This window comes from Billgrantia antri (assembly GCF_019430905.1).
Lineage (GTDB): Bacteria > Pseudomonadota > Gammaproteobacteria > Pseudomonadales > Halomonadaceae > Halomonas > Halomonas antri.
The window spans coordinates 664,806-680,607 of record NZ_JAHYCA010000001.1; the positions used below are offsets into that span (position 1 = coordinate 664,806).

At 66.3% G+C, this 15,802-nt stretch carries 11 protein-coding genes; 5 read left to right on the forward strand and 6 right to left on the reverse strand.

Going from position 1 to position 15,802, the window contains the following annotated elements; translation table 11 throughout:
- Position 1: 1 nt before the first annotated feature.
- Together KPL81_RS03025 and KPL81_RS03030 are read right to left on the reverse strand one after the other, a co-directional pair.
- Positions 2–772, reverse strand: coding sequence for a trimeric intracellular cation channel family protein (locus tag KPL81_RS03025; RefSeq protein ID WP_219790635.1), 771 nt, complete (start codon positions 770–772; stop codon positions 2–4).
- A 50-nt stretch (positions 773–822) separates the two neighbouring features.
- On the reverse strand, positions 823–1,407 hold the full coding sequence (locus KPL81_RS03030) for a helix-turn-helix domain-containing protein (protein WP_338035586.1): 585 nt from the start codon (positions 1,405–1,407) through the stop codon (positions 823–825).
- A gap of 213 nt (positions 1,408–1,620) precedes the next feature.
- Between KPL81_RS03030 and tdh the strand changes: the two genes are divergently transcribed.
- The 5 genes from tdh to ugpC all read left to right on the forward strand — a co-directional run bounded on the left by tdh (position 1,621) and on the right by ugpC (position 9,608).
- Positions 1,621–2,649, forward strand: coding sequence for an L-threonine 3-dehydrogenase (tdh, locus tag KPL81_RS03035; protein WP_219790636.1), 1,029 nt, complete (start codon positions 1,621–1,623; stop codon positions 2,647–2,649).
- 1 nt (position 2,650) lies between these two features.
- Positions 2,651–3,841, forward strand: coding sequence for a glycine C-acetyltransferase (gene kbl, locus KPL81_RS03040; RefSeq protein ID WP_209473908.1), 1,191 nt, complete (start codon positions 2,651–2,653; stop codon positions 3,839–3,841).
- Between the two features lie 145 nt (positions 3,842–3,986).
- Positions 3,987–6,692 carry an HTH-type transcriptional regulator MalT gene (gene malT / locus KPL81_RS03045; RefSeq protein ID WP_219790637.1) on the forward strand — a complete coding sequence of 902 codons (2,706 nt, stop codon included), beginning with the start codon at positions 3,987–3,989 and terminating at the stop codon, positions 6,690–6,692.
- Positions 6,693–6,828: 136 nt separating this feature from the next.
- Complete coding sequence (locus tag KPL81_RS03050; RefSeq protein ID WP_219790638.1) at positions 6,829–8,505, forward strand: alpha-amylase family glycosyl hydrolase; 1,677 nt, start codon at positions 6,829–6,831, stop codon at positions 8,503–8,505.
- Positions 8,493–9,608, forward strand: coding sequence for a sn-glycerol-3-phosphate ABC transporter ATP-binding protein UgpC (ugpC, locus tag KPL81_RS03055; protein WP_219790639.1), 1,116 nt, complete (start codon positions 8,493–8,495; stop codon positions 9,606–9,608). Before KPL81_RS03050 ends, ugpC begins: the two co-directional genes overlap by 13 nt.
- 41 nt (positions 9,609–9,649) lie before the next feature.
- Here ugpC and KPL81_RS03060 read toward each other — a convergent pair whose 3' ends face one another.
- From KPL81_RS03060 to KPL81_RS03075, 4 genes are read right to left on the reverse strand one after another with little or no spacing between them, the layout of a single operon-like run.
- Positions 9,650–10,885: a WD40 repeat domain-containing protein gene (locus KPL81_RS03060; protein ID WP_219790640.1), complete on the reverse strand. Its 1,236-nt coding sequence runs from the start codon at positions 10,883–10,885 to the stop codon at positions 9,650–9,652.
- Complete coding sequence (locus KPL81_RS03065; RefSeq protein ID WP_219790641.1) at positions 10,869–12,761, reverse strand: hypothetical protein; 1,893 nt, start codon at positions 12,759–12,761, stop codon at positions 10,869–10,871. The genes KPL81_RS03060 and KPL81_RS03065 overlap by 17 nt, the downstream gene beginning before the upstream one ends.
- The gene (locus KPL81_RS03070; protein WP_219790642.1) at positions 12,758–13,561 is read right to left on the reverse strand and encodes a DUF4123 domain-containing protein; all 804 of its coding nucleotides are present in this window, start codon (positions 13,559–13,561) and stop codon (positions 12,758–12,760) included. The genes KPL81_RS03065 and KPL81_RS03070 overlap by 4 nt, the downstream gene beginning before the upstream one ends.
- Positions 13,552–15,705, reverse strand: a complete 2,154-nt coding sequence (locus KPL81_RS03075; protein WP_219790643.1) for a type VI secretion system Vgr family protein — start codon at positions 15,703–15,705, stop codon at positions 13,552–13,554. Before KPL81_RS03075 ends, KPL81_RS03070 begins: the two co-directional genes overlap by 10 nt.
- Positions 15,706–15,802: the final 97 nt, after the last annotated feature.

Below are 15,802 nucleotides of genomic sequence, written 5' to 3' on the forward strand. Positions count from 1 at the left end.
GTCATCGTTCCTTCTGCCGGCGGCGCTGCCCACGCTGCTGCCTGGGCGAGATCATGCGCACCCTGACCTTGGGGCGCACCGGCGAAGGCCCGCCCTGCCCATCGCCTGACAACGGCTCGGCGCCAGACGATGGCGCTGGCTCCCTGGGCGGATGAATGGTGACCCAGGCAAAGACGGGCAGCGTCAGGCCCCAGTGAATGGCTGTCAGGCGCAGGCCCAGCGTCACCGCAAGCGCCAGGCCAATGGCGATCCCCGGCATGACCTCCAGCGCCCCCAGCCCCACATAGGCGATACCGCCGGCAATGGAGGCGGTGGCATACACCTCCTGGCGCAGCACCATGGGTACGCGGCGCGCCAGTACGTCGCGTACCATGCCGCCGGCCACACCGGTCAACAGGCCCATCAGCACCGCCACCACGCCGGGCGCCTCCAGTTGCAGCGCCTTGTGCGCCCCGATCACCGTGAACAGCGCCAGGCCGAAGGCATCGGCCACCGGCAGGAACACGCGGGAGAGGCGATGAATGTAGTGGAAGCCGACGATGGAGAGCCCCACGGTACCAAGAATGACCCACAGATAGGTCGGGTCGGCGACCCAGAACACCGGGCGCACGCCCAGCACCAAGTCGCGCAGAGTGCCGCCGCCGATACCGGTGACCGCCGCCAGTACCAGCATGCCGAACGGATCCATGCGCGAACGACAGGCGAGAATCACGCCCGAGAGGGCGAAGACGACCACCCCCGCCATGTCCAGCCAATACACCAGAGCCGTCAAGTCCTTCTCCTGCAATGCGGGCCGTGAGTTGGGGGCAAACTATCGTGCCTTCACTGATAGGTCACGACGAGAAAGCTCACCAGTTCCCCGTCGCCACGATTCTCGATGGTGTGCTCGAGATCGGCATGGTAGTGGGCCGAGTCTCCCGGGTTCAGCTCGCAGCGATTCTCCCCTGCCATGACCAGCGCCTGTCCCTGAGTGACGGTCAGCAGCTCGCGGGTACCCTCGAAATGCGCAGCGCTCTGCAGCCGTGCTCCGGGCGCCAGACGAATCTCGTAGAATTCGACGTTCTTTTCCATGTGCAGCGGCGAGAGCGTACGGATGCGGCAGTCGCGGTCGTCGCGGAACAGTTGGCTGGCGTCGTTGCCGCGCACCACCTCTATGCGTGAGGCCGTCCACGGCTGATCCACCAGGTCGCCGATGTTCATGTCGAACGCCTGGGCAATACGCAGCGTGACCGCCAGCGTCGGATTGGCCTTGCCGCGCTCGATCTGGCTGAGCATCGAACGGCTGACGCCAGAGGCCGCCGCCAGCTGCTCCAGGGTGAGCCCACGTCTCTTGCGCAGCTCGATCACCCGGCCGGCAAGACTGCCGGCTTCCGTTTGCGCTTCGTCTACCATGGTGGTGTCACTCACTTCGCATTTCCTCTATACCCAAGGGACAGCTAGACCCGAGAGACGGCTGACCTCGGCGAACAGATTCCATTATGCAGGAAAAAAATCTTGCAAGAGAGATTTATTCTGCAATACTGGAATTCGTTCTCTCATACTAAACCCAACGTAGTGAATTGCCAGCATCACCCGCACCTTCGCCTGAACCCTTCAACCACAAGTCAGGAAGGTAGACACATGAAAGCACTGATCAAGAAGGAGGCCTCACCCGGCCTCTGGCTGGACGAGGTGCCCGACCCACAGGTCGGCATCAACGACGTGCTGATCAAGGTGAAGCGCACCGCCATCTGCGGCACCGACGTACACATCTACAAGTGGGACAGCTGGGCGCAGAAGACCATTCCCGTGCCCATGGTGGTGGGCCATGAGTTCGTCGGCGAGATCGTCGAGGTCGGTTCCAACGTCAACGACTTCCACCCGGGGCAGCTCGTCTCCGGCGAGGGCCACGTGGTGTGCGGGCGCTGCCGCAACTGCCTGGCCGGGCGCCGTCACCTGTGCGCGCATACCAGCGGCGTGGGCGTCAATCGTCCCGGCGCCTTCGCCGAGTACGTAGCGCTGCCGATGTCCAATGTATGGGAGCACAAGCCGGGAATCGACCTCGACGTGGCCGCCATTTTCGACCCGCTGGGCAACGCCGTGCATACCGCGCTTCAGTTCGATCTGCTCGGCGAGGACGTGCTGATCACCGGCGCCGGGCCGATCGGTGCCATGGCTGCGGCGGTGTGCCGCCATGCCGGGGCGCGCCACGTGGTGGTCACCGATCTCAACCCGGGCCGCCTCGAACTGGCCGAACGCCTGGGTGCTACCCGCACCGTGGACGTTCGCCACGAGACACTTGCCGACGTGCAGCGCGAACTGGGGCTGACCGAAGGCTTCGACGTGGGCCTGGAGATGTCCGGTAGCCCGGCCGCCTTCCGCGACATGCTGGCCAACATGTGTCACGGCGGCAAGGTGTCGATGCTCGGCATTCCTACCGAGGAGATCGCCATCGACTGGAACACGGTGATCTTCAACATGCTGACGCTGAAGGGCATCTATGGCCGCGAGATGTACGAGACCTGGTACAAGATGTCGGTGATGATCGAGTCGGGCCTCGACATCTCGCCGGTGATCACCCACCGTCTGCCCTATAGCGAATTCCAGCGCGGCTTCGACGCCATGCTCAGTGGCGAAGCGAGCAAGGTCGTTCTCAACTGGGAGACATGACATGTACGGAGCCTTCAAGCAGCACCTGCGCGGCGAGCTCGACGCCATTCGCCAGGCCGGGCTGACCAAGCACGAGCGCCAGCTGACCACCCCCCAGGGTGCCCATGTCGGCATCAACGCCGGCACCGAGGTACTCAACCTGTGTGCCAACAACTACTTGGGCCTGGCCCAGCATCCTGAGGTCAATGCAGCCGCCAGGGCCGGGCTCGAGGAGTGGGGCTACGGGCTGGCCTCGGTGCGCTTCATCTGCGGTACCCAGAGCCTGCACAAGCAGCTCGAGCAGCGCCTGACCGACTTTCTCGGCACCGAGGACACGATCCTCTATCCCTCCTGCTTCGACGCCAATGGCGGGCTGTTCGAAACGCTGCTCGGCGCCGAGGACGCGGTGATCTCCGACGAGCTCAATCACGCCAGCATCATCGACGGCGTACGCCTGTGCAAGGCCCGGCGCTACCGCTACCGCAACAATGACATGACCGACCTCGAGGCGCAGTTGAAAGCCGCCGATCGCGACGGCGCGCGCTTCAAGCTGATCACTACCGACGGCGTGTTCTCCATGGATGGGTACATTGCCCGGCTCGACGAGATCTGTGACCTGGCCGAACGCTACGGTGCCCTGGTGCACTTCGACGACTGCCATGCCACTGGCTTCCTTGGCGAGGGCGGCCGCGGCACCCACGAGTACCGCGGCTGCATGGACCGTATCGACATCACCACCGGCACGCTGGGCAAGGCGCTGGGAGGCGCCAGCGGCGGCTATACCAGCGGTAAGCGAGAGATCGTCGAACTGCTGCGACAGCGTTCGCGTCCCTATCTGTTCTCCAACACCGTGGCACCACCAGTGGTCGCTGGCGCGCTGAAGGCCATCGAGCTGGCCGCCGAGTCCGGCGAGTTGCGCAACCGGCTAACCGTGAACACCGCCTTCTTCCGTGAGGGCCTCGAGCGTCTGGGCTTCGAGCTGCTGCCCGGCGAGCACCCCATCGTGCCGGTGATGCTGCATGACGCCGGGCTTGCCGGGCGCTTCGCCGAGGAGATGCTCAAGGAAGGCGTCTATGTGATCGCCTTCTCCTACCCGGTGGTCCCCCAAGGCAAGGCGCGAATCCGCACCCAGATATCCGCCGCGCTGAGTCGCGACGATCTGGAGTTCGCCCTGGCTGCCTTCGGTCGGGTCAAGGAGCGCCTGGGGCTGTGACGGGCCTTTTGTGACGAGCTTTGCCTGAATGCCGCGCCGCTGCGGTGAGAATGGCGCGGTTTCTACGCCCTTGGTCGAAGCCTGTCCTTTCGATGAGCAATAGCAGGCATACTGACTGAATCGTTACAGAAAAGTACCGGTCGCCATGCCTCTGCTCCAGGAAAAGCTAACTCCGCCTGCCCTGCCCGTCAGCGTCGTCGCCCGGGAGCGGCTAAACGACCGCTTCGCGCTGACCGAGCGGGTGCGCCTGCTGGTGGTCCAGGCCCCCCCGGGGTACGGCAAGAGCGCGCTGCTGGCCGAGCGTCTGCCGCAGTTGGACCAACCGGCGGCCTGGCTGCGCCTGGATGCACGCGACGACGCCCCCGAACGCTTCGCTGCCTACTTTCACGCCACCCTGGCCGAGCTCTGCCGCCGGCTCGGTCTCGCGCCGGCGCTCCCCCCGCCGGGCGACCTGCCTGCCGCCATGGAGGCGTGGCTCGCCGCCCTGCCGCACGAGGCCCCACCCGCCAGGCTGGTGCTCGATGACTTCCACCACCTGCGCAATCCACGGACCCTCGAGGCCCTGCGCCACTGGCTCGACCACCAGCCGCCCTGGCTGACCCTCACCCTGGCCTCGCGTACCCGCCCCGCGCTGGGTACGGCGGGGCTGCGGCTGCGTGGTGAGCTGGAGGAGATCGGCGTGACCGAGCTGGCCTTCGAGCTGGAGGAGGCCCAGACGCTGTGCGCCGAGCAGCTCAGCTTCCCGCCGACGCGCGTGAGCCTGGAACGCGCCCTGCGCCGTACCGAGGGCTGGCCGCTGGCGCTGGCCTGGCTGATCGAGCGCACTACCACCCGGGCCGCCTTCGATAGCCTGCTCGAGCGCCTCGACGGCGCTCATCCCGACTACGTCGCCTGGTTCGACGAGCTGCTCGAGGACAGCGTCGACGAGCAGGACCGCCAGCTATTGCTGCAGCTCGGCGTGCTGGAACGCTTCTCGCCGACTTTGACGGCTCGGCTGTTGGAGGGGGAGCGGCTTTCTCAGCGACTGGAGGCGCTCGAACAGGGTAGCCTGTTCCTCGAGCGAGTCGAACCTCACTCGCAATGGCTGCGCTTTCATCCGCTATTCGCCGGCTATCTGCGTCATCGACGTCACGAACTCAGCCTGGCGACCCAGCGTGAGCTGCACCAGCGCGCCAGCATCGCCTGGCTGCGCCTGGGCAACCCGGCCCTGGCGCTGGCCCAGGCAATCGAGGCCGAAGCGCCCGATGCGCTGGCCGAACTGCTCGAGCAGCAGGGTCCCACGCTGCTGGCCAATGGCCACTTCGCCCTGCTGGCCCGTGGACTCGCTGCCCTCGGCGACACCCGCCTGGTCGACTCGCCGCGGCTGACACTGCTGCACGGCTGGGCCTCCCACGCCCAGTACCACTTCGACCGCACCCGCCAGGCCATCGACTGGATCGAGGCACAGCTCGAGGCCCCCGAATGGGGGGAGCTGGGCGCCGAGTTCGCCACCCTGCGCGCCCAGTTGGCGATCAACGAGGGCAACGCCGAGCGCGCCGCCCCGCTGGCCGAGCAGGCCGTGATCCTGCCGCCCCGTTACCTGGCGGGCACCCCGCTCACCGCCGCGTCCATTCTCGCCGAGGCGCGCTTCGTCCAGGGAGAGCTGGCCGAATCGCTCGAGCGGACCCGCCGGGTGGAGCACGAAGCGGCGCGCCTCGGCGACGAGCAGCGCCGGCTGTGGGCGCTGTGCCATCAATCCGAAACGCTGGTGGCACAGGGGCGCCTGCAGGCTGCCTTTGACGTGCAGGAGCGCGCCATGGCCCAGGTCGAGCGCTGCGGCCTCGACCGCCTGCCGGTGGCGGAATTCCTCTATCGCATCCGCAGCCAGCTGCTGTGGGAGTGGCAGCGCCTCGACGAAGCGGAGCAGGCGGCGCTGAAGGGCATCGAGGTGCTCGACACGCAAGGCGAACGCTGGACCCTGCAATGCCACGTCGGCCTGGCCAAGGTGGCCCTGTCGCGGGGCGACCCGGCCCAGTGCGCCGACCATATTCGCCGGGTACGCAAGATCCTGGTCCAAGGCGACTACCACATCGACTGGCAGGCCAACGCCCATGCCACCCTGCTCGCCTGGTGGCAGGCCAACGGCGACCTCGACGCCGTGGCCCGCTGGCTGCAGGAGGCACCGGCGGGAGATCCGGCGCGGGCCAGCAACCATTTCGCCCAGTGCAATCTGCGCAATCATGCCCGGGCACTGACCCTGGTCGGTCGCTTCGACGAAGCCGGCGCCCTGCTCGCGGCACTGGAACGCCAGACCGAGCGGCTCGGACTTGTCACCGACGCCAACCGCAACCGCCTGTGCCTGGCGGACCTGGCCTGGCAGCGCGATCGCCACGACGAGGCGCAGGAGCATCTGCGCCAGGCGCTGACGCTGGCCACCCGCACGGCACTGGCCGGCAGTTTCCTGCGCCTGGGCCGGGCACTGCCCGATATGCTCGCACCGCTGCTGGAGGACGAAGGCCTCGACCCGCTGGCCAGGCATCATGCCGAGCGGCTGCTCGAACTCGCCCGGCGCCAGCGTGAGTTCGGCCGCGCGGTGCGCCTGCTGCTCGACGACTCGGTGATCGAAGAGATCGTCTCCCGTCCCGACGTGCCGGAGCTGATCCGCACCTCGCCGCTGACCCGTCGAGAATGGCAGATCCTCGGCCTGATCCACGCCGGGCTCTCCAACGAGCAGATCGCCGAACAGCTCTCGGTGGCGCCCACCACGGTCAAGACCCACATCCGCAGCCTCTACCAGAAGCAGCACATCCGCCGCCGCGAGGAGGCCATCGCGCTGGCCGGCGAGCTGCTCATACGCATCCAGGCGGAGTAGTTGCCGGCCTCCCCTCTCTACACCTCCTCCCCCCTGCTACGCCTCAAGCATCCCGGGAGTAGAGGATTCCCCCCGCGGCCCACGACGTCACCATCGATCCTACGTTTCCCCGTATGGCAAGCGACAAGGACAACGCATGAACGCACAGCAGATCTACGGCAGGCAGGGTCAGGAGTGGTGGCGTGGCGCGGTGATCTATCAGATCTATCCGCGCAGCTTCATGGACAGCAACGGCGACGGCATCGGCGACCTGTGCGGCGTGATCGACAAGCTCGACTACATCGCCTCGCTCAACGTCGACGCCATCTGGCTCTCCCCCTTCTTCACCTCGCCGATGAAGGACTTTGGCTACGACGTCGCCGACTATCGCGGCGTCGACCCCATGTTCGGCACGCTGGAGGATCTCGACCGCCTGGTGGAGGCCGCCCACGCCCGTGGGCTCAAGGTCACCATCGACCAGGTGCTCTCGCACACCTCCGACCAGCACGCCTGGTTCAGCGAGAGCCGGGCCAGCCGCGACAACCCCAAGGCCGACTGGTACGTCTGGGCCGAAGCCAAGGCCGACGGCTCGCCGCCTACCAACTGGCAATCGGTATTCGGCGGTAGCGCCTGGCAGTGGGATACCCGCCGCTGCCAGTACTACCTGCACAACTTCCTGGCCAGCCAGCCGGATCTCAATTTCCACCACCCCGAGGTGGTCGAGGCGATTCTCGACGAAGTGCGCTTCTGGCTCGATCGTGGCGTCGACGGCTTCCGCCTCGACGCGATCAACTTCTGCACCCACGGCGAACTCAAGGACAATCCGCCCCGCCACGAGGCGGTAGAAAGCTTCCTCGGCACGCGGCCGGACAACCCCTACGGCTTCCAGCAGCATCTCCATGACAAGACGCAGCCCGAGAACCTGATCTTCCTCGAGCGGCTGCGGGCCCTGTTCGACGAATACCCCGGTACCACCAGCGTCGGCGAGGTAGGCGATGACGACTCGCTCAACGTGATGGCGGCCTACACCCAGGGCGGCAACCGCCTGCACATGGCCTACTCCTTCGACCTGCTCGGCGAGCGCCACGACCCCGAGTTCCTGCACCGGACGATGACCGCCATGGAGGCACGCATCGGCGACGGCTGGCCGTGCTGGGCGCTGGGCAACCACGACGTACCACGCCTCGCCACGCGCTGGCACGCCGAGGGCGATGCCGCCCGGCTGCGCCTGTACCTGGCCTTCCTGCTGACCCAGCGCGGCAGCGTCTGCCTCTACCAGGGCGAAGAGCTGGGCCTGCCCGAGGCCGAGCTGACCCTGGAGCAACTGGTCGACCCGGCCGGCATCACCTTCTGGCCCGCTTACAAGGGCCGTGACGGCTGTCGCACCCCGCAGCCCTGGTGCGCCGACACACCCCATGGCGACTTCTCACGCAGCGCCCCCTGGCTGCCAGTGCCCGACGAACACCTGGCGCTGGCCATGGACCGGCAGGACGACGATCCCGATTCTCTGCTCAACGCCTACCGCGCCTTCCTCGCCTTCCGTCGCGAGCATATGACACTGGTGAAAGGCGACGTGCACTACCACCCCTTGCGCGACGAGGTGCTCTGCCTGGAGCGCCGCCATCCCGGCCGGGCGCCGAACGAACGACTGCTGGTGGCACTCAACTTCAGCGCCGAGCCGCGCACCCTGACCGCACCGCGCGAGGCGAGTCCGCTCGACAATGCCCCGGCACTGGTCAACGGTATCTGGAGCGATGGCAAGGTCCATCTGCCGCCCTGCGGCGTCGCCATCGCGCGCTGCCCGGTCGGCGAGGAGGTCACATGGGACGTCTGACGCTCAGTGGTATCGGCAAGGATTACGCGGGAGTCGAGATCTCCCGCGACATCGACCTGGTCATCGAGGACGGTGAGTTCGTCGTCTTCGTCGGGCCCTCCGGCTGCGGCAAGTCGACCCTGCTGCGCATGATCGCCGGGCTAGAGGAGATCAGCCACGGCGAGATGCGCCTCGACGGCGAGCGCATCAACGAGGTACCGCCGCAGGAGCGCGACATCGGCATGGTGTTCCAGTCCTACGCGCTCTACCCGCACATGACGGTGGCCGAGAACATGGCCTTCGGCCTCAAGCTGGCGCGCACCGACAAGGCCGAGATCCGCCGCCGGGTGGAGCACGCCGCCGAGATGCTGCATCTCGGCGAGCTGCTCGAACGCAAACCCAAGGAGCTCTCCGGCGGCCAGCGCCAGCGGGTGGCCATCGGCCGCACCCTGGTCAAGGAGCCGGCGGTGTTCCTGTTCGACGAACCGCTCTCCAATCTCGATGCCGCGCTGCGGGTCGACATGCGCGTGCAGATCGCCGAACTGCACCGGCGCCTGGGCGCCACCATGATCTACGTGACCCACGACCAGACCGAGGCGATGACCCTGGCCGACCGCATCGTGCTGCTGGCCGGCGGCCGCATCGCCCAGGTCGGCGCCCCCCTCGCGCTCTACCATTACCCGGCCACGCTGGAGGTGGCGCGCTTCATCGGCTCGCCGCGCATCAACACGCTGCCGGTAACCGTCATCGACCCTGGCCGCCAGCGCACCGCGGTGCGCCTACCCGACGGCGAAACGCTGGCCGTTGCGGTCGACGGCACGCGTCTCGAGGCCGGCGATACGGCCACGCTGGCGGTACGCGCCGAGGACTTCGTCACCCCGGCCGAGGCCGAGGTACGCCTCGCCGCACGACTGCTGGTGGCCGAGAAGCTCGGCTACGAGACGCTGGCCCACCTGCGCGTGGAAGGTGTCGGCGAGCCCCTCGCCCAGCGCCTCGACGGCCTGGCCCACCTGGAGGAGGACCAGCACATCGAGCTTGGCCTCTCGGGCGAGCGCTGCCATTTGTTCGGCGCGGACGGCATGGCCTGCCCACGTCAGGTGCGAATTCCGGGCGTTACCCATTGAACCGCCCCCCTCGAACGCGGCCAGTGTCGCAAGGGGGCATCTCATCGCCCCACCCACTCCTTGGTCAGGGTGCGCGCCTCGGGGTCGTAGCGGTAGACGCTAATCCCGCCCTCGAAGGCGTGCCCGGTGACCAGCAGGTTGGCCTCCGGCGCCGAGTCGATGCTCAGGTTGCGGGAGTAGTCGTTGACCGAGGGGAAAGGATCGGTGCCGAGGTCCAGGTACGCCTGCGGCCAAGGATTGCCCGCCTCGAACAGCGCGGCATAGGTACGACTCATGCCCCCGCTTTCATAATGCGCGTAACCAATACGCAGGAACTCCTCGCTGCCGTTGATAAAGGCGATGGCCACCGTCGTTGGCGTCGCCAGGGAACGGATACTTCCCCACTTATCAGGCTGGCTAGACTCTGGAACAGGAATCAGTTGGCTCTTATCCCAATATTCATTTTCTTCAAGCCCTTCCGGCAGGTCTTCAAGCAAAATTCCATGGTTATAACTTGCCATCCGGTGCCGATCTCTAGGCGAGTCTGTATGCCAGAATAGCCCAATGGTATTTTCGTCACCGCTAACCACCCACTGCCCATCCGGGCTAATGGTGGCATAGGTCTTGGAGGAATTGCCGGGCAGCTTCGCCACGGGCGCGAGGGTATCGAGACTCCATAGCGTGACACCACCATAGCTGGAGGAAAATCGGAACTCTTCCTCTTCGCGCACGGGGGGGGAATCTTCCAACTCCCCGCCGGGGCTGCCCGAGCCGCCGGAGACGAAATAGCGGCCGCCGAGCGACAGGTTCAACACCTGCCCCGTCCCCGTGAAACTGGGGCTACGGCTGTCTCGCAGCACGGGACGCAGTGCCTCGCCGTGGCCGTGGTAGATGTTCCAGGTCTGGTTCGCGGAGAGGTAGTGCTCCCGGTCGCGGGACATGACATGGCCATAGGTGGGAAAGTGCTCGAAGGCCTCGATCACTTCGCCGTCGACGCGCTGAACGCGAACGACGTTGTCCAGGTCCTGCCACAGGAAGGCATCGCTCTCTTCGATGAAATAGGCGCTATAGAGATTGGCCGACTCGGACAGGACCTCTCGCTTACGCTGCTCCAGATCCCATAGCACCAGTTTGGCATCCTCATGGGCGCTGACCACGTATCGACCATCCGTCGATACGCTTAGCGAGGTCACGGGCTCCAACCGAGTGGAAAAGAGGAAGCCGTAAGCAGCTACGCCAAAGATCAGGGCTGTCCCAGCAATCAGCGCAACCAGTTTACTCTTATTCGTAACGACCAAAGCGAGATGACTCCTTGATGCGATCGTAGATGCCTTCCTTGTAGCTCTTTTCAAATACCTCTTCGCTGGGTATACGCATACCCGAATGATCAAAAAGCCAGAGCGTTTGATCGACAAAATCGAAGGTTTTATTTCCTAATTTTCTCTCAATGAGCGGATTTTCCTTACCCACCTCTTCAAACCCCACATGCCCCAGTGCCGCACGCGGCATCTTACCTGCCCGCCAGTGCCTGGCCACCAGCGCCTGCAGAGAATCGACATACTGGGCCGCACGCGCTTCCGTAATCACGGCATGGTGCGCCAGCGGCGCCAGCAGATGGTAGGTGGGCAGCACGTCACCACTGGCCAGGGCGTCTCGCGCCTCCTGAATCGCCTGCTCCCGGAACGCCTGCCAGCCTCGGGCGGCGCGCTCCCTGCCGTAGGGATCCGGGCCCACCGGCGGCTGGTGGGCAACCGGCGGCCTCACGGTGTCGGCCGGGGCCTTGTCGTCATAGTACTGGGCGATGGGTGTCGACAGGCCGCTGGGGAAGACCCACCACTTCTTGCCGTAGGCGCCGCCCGCCGTACCGATCAGCTCGTCCAGCCAGTCGTCGGCGCCGAACGTCTCCAATGCCCAACGCATGCCCCGCATGGCAGGGTTCACCTTCTCAGCCACTTGCTGCCAGAAGGAGCGCGTCCCTTCCGGCGGCGGCCCGAGAATGCCATCTTCCTGCGAGAGCAGCACCACCGCCTTGCGCACTGCCTTGTGAGCGTCGGGGAAGACCCCCATGCCCAGCGGGTGGCTGTCCTGCGTGGGGTCGTTCACCAGCGCGTTGTCCGCCACGGCGGGCTGCCACAGGTAGAGGTTGTCCAGCACCTGGTAGCGGCCTTGCTCGCCAAGGATATTGAGGGCGGTCAGAATGACCCGCGCCCCCAGCGAGTGGCTGATCACGTTGATCGCGATGCCGGCTTCGTGGAGCTGGCTCAGCAGTGCCACCAGACGACGCCCCGCGGCCATGGCGTTGAGCTCCGCCTGGAAGAAGTCCACCGCGCCGGTATCCCCGGACCAGGCCACGCCGACGATACGGGTGTACGGGCGCCAGTCGTCGTCCGTCATGCCGGCCGCGCTATTGAGCCGGTACTCCATGTGCAGGCACCAGTTGTGCGCCGCCGAGCCATTGAGAAAAGCTTCCCTCTGGTCGGGGTTCGCCTGGTAGGAAGGGGCGTAATGGTTTCCTCTTGTCTGCGAGGAGACGAGAATGGATACCCCCTCCGTCTCCTGCCGAACGGTCGCGATGCGTGCGCTTCCCGAAGGCACCAGCAGGGGGCGCTCGGTCACGTCATCGCGCTGCTCCCAGTTGGCGAAATGTCGATAGCCGCCATAGGGAACGTTATAGCCATGCAGGAACAGGGTGGCGTTGTTGCCGGCCAGGCGCAGCTGTTCCAGTTGCTCGTCGCTGAGCAGGACCGGCGATGCCGCACCCACATCCTCGCGCAGGTTGACGAGGATGGGAGGCGGCAGATAGATCGCCCGTAGCGTGGTTTCGTCCGCGGCGACAACGCATTCCGGCGGGGCCGCCGCCGCCAGCCTCGGATCGCAGGGCTCATCGTCTACGTCGACGAGGTGCCGGCCCTCGCAGCCCAGCAGTTGCCATGCCACCTTGCCGGGCGTCACCCCCTCGTGGCGGCTGACACCATCCGCGTCGATGCGTGCGGTATACGACCGTCGGCTGATATCGCAGAGCTCCACCTGGGTGCCTTCCGGCAAGGGGCGGCCCAGGGTATCGCGATGCTCGATGAGCACCGTCACGCTCACGCAGCAGTGGGCGAGCAGGCGGCTTCCCGAGGCGGATGACCGGCTGGGCTGAAGCGCGGGCGGGGCCAGTGTGTCGCTCATGCGTGCACCTCGTCTGCTTCGAGTGGGGTCGTCACTAGCGTCTGCAGGTGTTCGAGACGTTGCTGCCATGGGCCGTCATGACTAAGCAGGCTGGCCATCTGGGCTGGAGAGAGCGGTGCCCGCTGGCCCGCCTCGGCAAGGAGGCGGCACCCTTCCCACCGGGCATGTTCGGTCGGCAGTGCCAACGTTTTCATTTGCTCCAGCCAAACAGTAACGCTTGCTTCGGCCACCCCATGCTCGCCGGCCAGTTGACGACTGTAGACACCTTCTCGCCAGGCCTGAATGGCCCGCTCATGCGCCGTGGTCAGCACGAACTCCTCGCCTGCGGGCGAAAGCGGGCTACCGGGCGATTCGAGGCACCAAGCCTCGCCGGAAGCGATACCTCGCATCAGATGGGCGGGCCCCAGCAGCCGGGCGATATCGTTTGGGCTCAGCGCCGCCCCGAGGCCGGCATACAGGCGCGGATCGGCATAGCGAAACAGCCCCAGCGGCCCCTCTTGGCGCCGTACCTGTGTCAGGCCGCGCCAGTGCTCGACCAGCGCGGAAAAAGGGTGAGGCGAGTGGATCTCGATGGCCACGCCCTGCTCGACCCAGCGCTCCAGTTGCGCTTGAGCATTCGTCGTGGACGGCCGTATCAGCAGCGGGCCATGCGCCGCGTGCTGACGATACGGGGTTTGCAAATAGAGCAACTGATACGTCGGCGAGTCGTCCGCCTCGAACATTCTCTGCTGCGCCTTAGGGTGAAGCGCCTGATCGGTCAGGTAGCACACCTGCCCCTCGAGAGAGGTGATCAACGGCATGGGCAGGCCTCCCCCAGCGCGCAGCTCTCGGCACTGGCCGCATCGCCCGTAGCCAGCCGCTGGCAGATCTCGATTACTGCCGCCCCCTGCATGGCCGCTGTGAGCAGTTGCTCGTGCCGAATGGGATCGATCGCTTCGTGGACTTCCGCTGCCGCATCCCCCGGCAACAGCGCCGCCACCGCCCCCTGCCCGCTTCCCGAGCCGGGGCTGCCGCCGGAATTGATCCTGACCTGGGCGCCGACGATGGTGATGCCGCTGGGGTCGAGCTTGAGGAAGCTGCCGCCAGCCTTGAGGGTGATCTCGGCGCCGGCGTCGATCACGGTCTTGCTGCCGGCCTTGTGGTGCACTTCCTGGCCGGCTTCGACGAGCTGGGCGCGAGCGGTCTTGTCGTGGCGGGTGGCGCCGACGATGAGGTGGTCGTCGCCGTCGACCTGGGTATGCCGCTGGCCGTGTACGGTGAGGTGATCGTTGCTGTGGATCTCGCTGATGCGGCTATGGTGCACGGTGAGGTGGCTGTCGTTGCCGATCTCTTCGGTGCGGTCGTTGTTAATCAGCAGTTCCAGGTCTTTCTGGGCGTGCAGCCAGATTTGTTCCTGGCCGGCCTGGTCTTCCAGGCGCAGCTCGTTGAAGCCTTCGGCCTGGTGACTCTGGGTGCGGATGACGGTACGGGTCTTGTTCTCGGGCAACGCATAGGGCGGCGTGTTGACGGCGTTGTAGACCCGCCCGGTGATCAGCGGCTGGTCGGGGTCGCCTTCGAGATAGCTGACGATCACCTCGTGGCCGATCCGCGGAATCGCCATACTGCCGTAGCCGCCGCCGGCCCAGTCCTGGCTGACTCGGAGCCAGGCACTAGCGGTTTCGTTGGGCTCGGCGTAGCGATCCCAGGGGAACTGCACCTTGACCCGGCCATGCTCGTCGCAGTGGATCTCCTCGCCTTCGGGGCCGACGACGAAGGCGACCTGGGGGCCGTCGACGCGGGGCCGAGGGTTGGGCTCGGGGCGCCAGGCCAGGTCGGCGGGCATGAGGACCAGTTCGTTGTAGTACTTGGTCATGGCTTCCGAGCCTGCCCGACCCTGCAGGCTGGCAGCGCTGCCCCCGTCATGTTCTTGAACGATGCCGTCCTCTTCCAGGGCCTGGGGCTGCTTGCCGTGGTGCACCACGCCGAGCACCTGCCAGTCCTGGTTGAGCTCGTCGAGGTCGTGGTCGGTGAGGGTGAAGCGCAGCCCCGGGGCAAGCTCGGGCAGGTCGCTCTCGGCGTCGGCGGTGTTGGCACTGCGGCGCAGGGATTCGAGGCGGATGCGGGTGAAGGCCTGGCCGGAGGCGTCGGCCTTGTAGCGGCCGGGGTAGTCGTAGTGTTCGTAGTCGACCCTTTGCGCGTGTTCTTCCAGCCCGTCGGCGAGGTGGTCGTGCAGCTGACCGTAGGCCGGGCGCTTGAAGGAGTAGTCCTTGAGCGTGGTCGAGGCCGGGGCGACACGGGCGTGCTGCTGCAGCTTGCGCACGTGGCGGCGCGGCGGCGTGCCCCCGGCGCGGCTGTGGTAGCTGCGGCTGCCCAGGTGGGTGAGCACCTGGGGGGCGTCGGCGAAGACCAGGCGATGGGCGGCGCTGGCGCCCTCTTCACCGCTGACCTGGAAAAACTCGTGGAAGTAGAACAGGCCTTCTTCGGCGGCCAGGCGCTGGACGAAGGCGAGATCGGTCTCGCGGTACTGCACGCAGTACTCGCGGGACTCGGGTTCCCGGGTGGCGGCAAAGGCGATGTCGGTGAGGTCGTGTTCGTCGCACAGGGTGTTGAGCACCGTGAGCGGCGAGACTTCCTGGAAGATGCGCGAGTTCTGCCGCAGCGAGAGGCGCCACAGCGCGGGCTGGATCGTCACGCGATAGAAGGTGCGGCGGTGGCCACGATCGCCGCGGGCGAACTCGCTGACGATGCCGTGGACGCGGCGCAGCGCCTCGCCCTGCTGCCAGATCGTCAGGGTGGCCTCGCGGTCGAGGATATCGCTGGCGGAGAGGCTGCCGTCGCGGCTGGCGAAGCGCACCGTCAGTTCGAAGGGCTGGGACAGCGCTTCCTTGTGCGTGAATTCGATGACCGCCAGGTCGTCGGCCCCGGCCAGGGCCAGGGTAAATTGCCATCCGCTTGCGTCAGCCATGGGCTCCGTCCCTGTGCAATCGTTTGAAAGGCAAACACGCAGGTAACGGAAGATTACGCAAGCAAGCCGAGCTAACAAGCCCCGGACGGCACGAAGC